The organism is Stenotrophomonas sp. 2YAF22 (assembly GCF_052114665.1).
GTDB lineage: Bacteria > Pseudomonadota > Gammaproteobacteria > Xanthomonadales > Xanthomonadaceae > Stenotrophomonas > Stenotrophomonas indicatrix.
Genome location: NZ_JBFRFE010000344.1, coordinates 1 through 4,554, shown reverse-complemented (window position 1 = coordinate 4,554; position 4,554 = coordinate 1). Strand labels below are relative to the sequence as shown.

Sequence of the window (4,554 nt, the reverse complement as noted above, 5' to 3'; positions counted from 1 at the left end):
GGTAAAGCGCATGGTCGCGCACGCTGTCGATCAGCAGTCGCAGCTGTCGGGAAGGGTCCGTCAGCACGGACGGCGTCGAAGCGGCAGCGACCACGATGAAATGCGTATTACCTATGTGAGGGACGAGAACGTAGGCAGTAGAGTGTGAAGAAGGTGTGCACGAAACGCCCGTGCCATTGGTCGTATGCGGCTGAATGCGACACGGAGTAACATCAGCCCCCTTTTCCAATATGGAACCGACCTTCATGCGTCCTGGTGCGACTACGCGTGACCGCTGGATCTGGATGACGTCGGCGGTGCTGGTGGCGGCCACGGCCGCGCTGGAACTGGTGGTGCCGCTGGGCTACGCCGTGTGGCTGGCCTATTTCATGGCCATCGGGGTCACTGTGTTCCAGCGCAGCGCCCGGGTGCCGTTCGTGGTTGCCGTCAGCGCCTGCGTGCTGCTGGCGGTGGGCTACAACGTTGCGCCGGCCAGCAACAACTCATCCTTCTCGTTCGTCAACCGGTCGATCGGTGGCGCGGCTTTCCTGATGATCGCGCTGATCGCATCGCGTGCCATCCAGGCGCGGCGCGAGGCGATGCGTGCGCTGTGGTTGCAGGAAGCGGAGAACGCGGTGGCGCTGGGCCTGCGCGGCGAGCTGGCACCGGAACAGATCGCCGAAGCCGCGGTGACGGCGCTGGCGACCCACCTGCGTGCGGACGTTGGAGCGCTCTATCGGCTGGATGGTGGCCGCCTGCAGCTGACCGGTGGACTGGCATTGCCGACCGGTATCCCGGCGACACTGGGCCTGCAGGAAGGAGTGGCAGGCCAGGTGGCCCGCGACCAGCTGACGCGCCACCTGCAGGGGGGCGAAGCGGCGCCGCTGGAACTTCAGACCAGCCTGGGACGTGTGCCTGTGCGCGAGCGCATCCTCGCCCCGGTCAGCAGTGACGGTGCCGTGGTTGGCGTGATCGAGCTCGGCCGCTCGGTCGTGGGCGATCAGCGTGCACTGGATGACGAACTGCTGGAGCGCTGCGCCGAAACGATCGGCATGGCACTGCGCACCTCGATGCTGCGCGGGCAGCTGATGGTGCTGCTGGAGGAGTCACAGCGCCAGGGCGAAGAGCTGCAGGCACAGCAGGAAGAACTGCGCGTGGCCAACGAGGAGCTGGAAGAGCAGAGCCGCAGCCTAATGCAGTCGCAGACGCATCTGGAACAGCAGCAGGCCGAGCTGGAACAGAGCAATGTGCAGCTGGAAGAACGCACCCACGAGCTGGAGGCGCAGAAGCAGGCGCTGCTGGTGGCGCAGGGGCAGCTGGTGCGCAACAGCAATGAACTGGCCGCCACCTCGCGCTACAAGTCCGAGTTCCTGGCCAACATGTCGCACGAGCTGCGCACCCCGCTGAACAGTTCGCTGATCCTGGCCAAGCTGCTGGCCGACAACAAGGACGGCTCGCTCAGCGACGAGCAGGTCAAGTACGCCCGCGCCATCCTGTCGTCGAACAACGACCTGCTGGCGCTGATCAACGACATCCTGGACCTGTCGCGCATCGAAGCAGGGCACGTCGAACTGGCCGATGAAGTGGTGGTGGTCGACAGCGTGCTGCAGCGGCTGCGTGAGACCTTCGAGCCGATGGCGCGGCAGAAGGGCCTGGCGCTGCAGATCGAGGCCGATGGCCTGGCCCCCAGCCAGCTGGTGGCCGACAACCAGCGCCTGCAGCAGATCCTGAAGAACCTGCTGGCCAACGCGGTCAAGTTCACCGAGCACGGCAAGGTGAGCCTGCACGTTCGCAGCGGTGGCAATGGCCGGATCCGATTCGAAGTGGCCGACAGCGGCATCGGCATCGCACGCGACCAGCTGCAGCTGATCTTCGAAGCGTTCCGCCAGGCCGATGGCAGCACCCGCCGCCGTTACGGTGGCACCGGCCTGGGCCTTTCGATCTCGCGTGACCTTGCGGTGCGCATGGGCGGTGACATCCAGGTGGACAGCGAGCCGGGCCGGGGCAGCTGTTTCATTCTGGAATTGCCACTGCAGGGCGCGCCGACAGCCGAGGCCGCGGCAGGCGCCGCAGCACCGGTGCCCGTGCAGCCGGTACCCGCGACCACCGCGGCACCAGCCCCCCTTGCCCAGCGGTCCAGTGGCGCGCCGGTGGCAGCGGTGGCCGATGACCGCGGCCGCCGCCGTCATGCGGGGCGCTTGATCCTGGCCGTGGAGGACGATGCGGTCTTCGCAGAAGCCCTGGTGACGCTTGCGCACGAACTTGATTTCGACTGCGTGGTGGCTACCACGGCGGAAGAGGCGCTGGCGCTGGCGGCAGACCTGCGTCCCAACGGCATCCTGCTGGACATCGGCCTGCCGGACGTCTCCGGCCTGACCGTGCTTGAACGACTCAAGCGCAACCCTGACACCCGGCACATTCCGGTGCACGTGGTCTCGGGCATGGACCGCGGCCAGGTGGCGCGCGAACTGGGCGCGATCGGCTTTGCGATCAAACCGACCACGCGCGAGCGCCTGGTGGCTGCCATCGAACAGCTTGAACAGACCAGCCAGCGCGACGTGCGGCGCCTGCTGATCGTGGAGGACGACAACGATCTGCGCCGCAACCTGGAACTGCTGCTGGGCCGCGATCAGCTGCAGATCGCCGCTGTCGGTACGCTTGCCGCAGCGGTGGAGCAGCTGAGCACGGTCACCTTCGACTGCATGGTGATGGACCTGTCGCTGCCCGACGGCAGTGGCTACGACCTGCTCGAGCACATGGCAGGCAATGATGAGGTGGGCTTCCCGCCGGTCATCGTCTACACCGGCCGTGCCCTCAGCCGCGAAGAAGAGCAGCGCCTGCGCCGCTACTCCAAGAGCATCATCATCAAGGGTGCGCGCTCGCCCGAGCGCCTGCTCGACGAGGTGACGCTGTTCCTGCACAGCGTGGAGGCCAACCTGCCCAGCGACCAGCAGCGCCTGCTGCGCGAAGCGCGCCGCCGCGACACCGTGCTCGATGGACGCACCGTGCTGCTGGCCGAGGACGACGTGCGCAACATCTTCGCGCTGTCCAGCGTGCTGGAGCCGCTGGGGGTGACGCTGGAGATCGCCCGCAACGGCCAGGAGGCCGTCGACCGCCTTGCCCAGCGCGAGGTGGACCTGGTGCTGATGGACATCATGATGCCGGAGAAGGATGGCCTGCAGGCGATGCGCGAGATTCGCGCGCAGCGCCACCTGCAGGACCTGCCGATCATCGCGCTGACCGCCAAGGCCATGCCCGATGACCGTGAGCGCTGCCTGCAGGCCGGTGCCAACGACTACATCGCCAAGCCCATCGACGTGGACAAGCTGGTGTCGCTGTGCCGGGTCTGGTGCTCGCGGCAATGAACGAGCAGGCGCTGTTCGACCTGGAGCTGAAGGTACTGCTGGAAGCGCTGTACCAGCGCTACCACTACGACTTCCGCAGCTATGCGGTGTCCTCGCTGCGCCGTCGCGTCAGCCAGGCCATGCAGCGCTACGAGTGCGAGCGCCTGTCGGACCTGCAGCATCGGCTGCTGCACGAGCCGGAGCTGTTCGCGCAGGCGATGCAGTTCTTCACCGTGCAGGTCTCGGAGATGTTCCGTGACCCGGAGTATTTCCGGCAGATGCGCGAACAGGTGGTACCGGTGTTGCGCACCTACCCCTCGGTGAAGCTGTGGGTGGCCGGCTGCAGTACCGGCGAGGAAGTGTGGTCGCTGGCGATCCTGCTGCACGAGGAAGGCCTGCTTGAGCGCAGCATCGTCTACGCCACCGACATCAACCCCGCTGCACTGGCCACGGCTGAGGCCGGCGCCTATGGCATCGACCGCCTCGCCCAGTTCAGCCGGAACTACCTCGCCGCCGGCGGCACCGCTTCATTGTCGGACTATTACAGCACCGCTTACGACGGCGCGGTCTTCGACCGCCAGCTGCGCCGCAACGTGGTGTTTGCCGACCACAGCCTGGCCACCGACACGGTGTTTTCGGAAGTGCACCTGGTGTCTTGCCGCAACGTGCTGATCTATTTCAACCGCGACCTGCAGGATCGGGCGGTGGGCCTGTTCCGCGAAGCCCTGGTGCATCGCGGCTTCCTCGGCCTGGGCAGCAAGGAGTCGCTGCAGTTCGGTCGCCATCACGATGCCTTCGAAGCCTGTTCGCGGGAGCACCGCCTGTACCGGAAGGTGGCCTGATGGCGGCGATGTTCCGCCCTGACGTGGTGGTGATCGGCGCATCGGCCGGTGGTGTGGCCGCCCTGCAGATCGTGCTGGGTGCGTTGCCGGCCACCCTGCCGGTGCCGGTGCTGGTGGTGCTGCACCTGCCGCGCGACCGTTCCAGCCGCATCGCCGAGGTGCTGGCGCCGTACTGCACGTTGGTCCTGCGCGAAGCGGAGGACAAGCAGCCCCTGCAGGCCGGAACGGTGACGTTCGCACCGCCGGACTACCACCTGCTGGTGGAGGRCACGCAGGCCATCGCACTATCGATGGACGAACCGGTGCTGTTCTCGCGGCCGGCCATTGATCCGCTGTTCGAATCGGCCGCAGCCGCGTTCGGCATGGGCGTGCTGGCGATCCTGCTGACC

Annotated in this window: 3 protein-coding genes; all 3 read left to right on the top strand. The window is 66.8% G+C overall.

The genetic code is table 11. The features are described 5' to 3' along the window. Positions 1 to 245: 245 nt before the first annotated feature. The gene (locus tag AB4Y84_RS13970) at positions 246 to 3,344 is read left to right on the top strand and encodes a response regulator (protein WP_442250302.1); all 3,099 of its coding nucleotides are present in this window, start codon (positions 246 to 248) and stop codon (positions 3,342 to 3,344) included. Beyond that, the gene (locus tag AB4Y84_RS13965) at positions 3,341 to 4,165 is read left to right on the top strand and encodes a CheR family methyltransferase (RefSeq protein ID WP_032951761.1); all 825 of its coding nucleotides are present in this window, start codon (positions 3,341 to 3,343) and stop codon (positions 4,163 to 4,165) included. The genes AB4Y84_RS13970 and AB4Y84_RS13965 overlap by 4 nt, the downstream gene beginning before the upstream one ends. Then, positions 4,165 to 4,554, top strand: a 390-nt coding sequence (locus AB4Y84_RS13960) for a chemotaxis protein CheB (RefSeq protein ID WP_442250301.1), incomplete at its 3' end; no start/stop codon positions are given. The genes AB4Y84_RS13965 and AB4Y84_RS13960, both read left to right, overlap by 1 nt.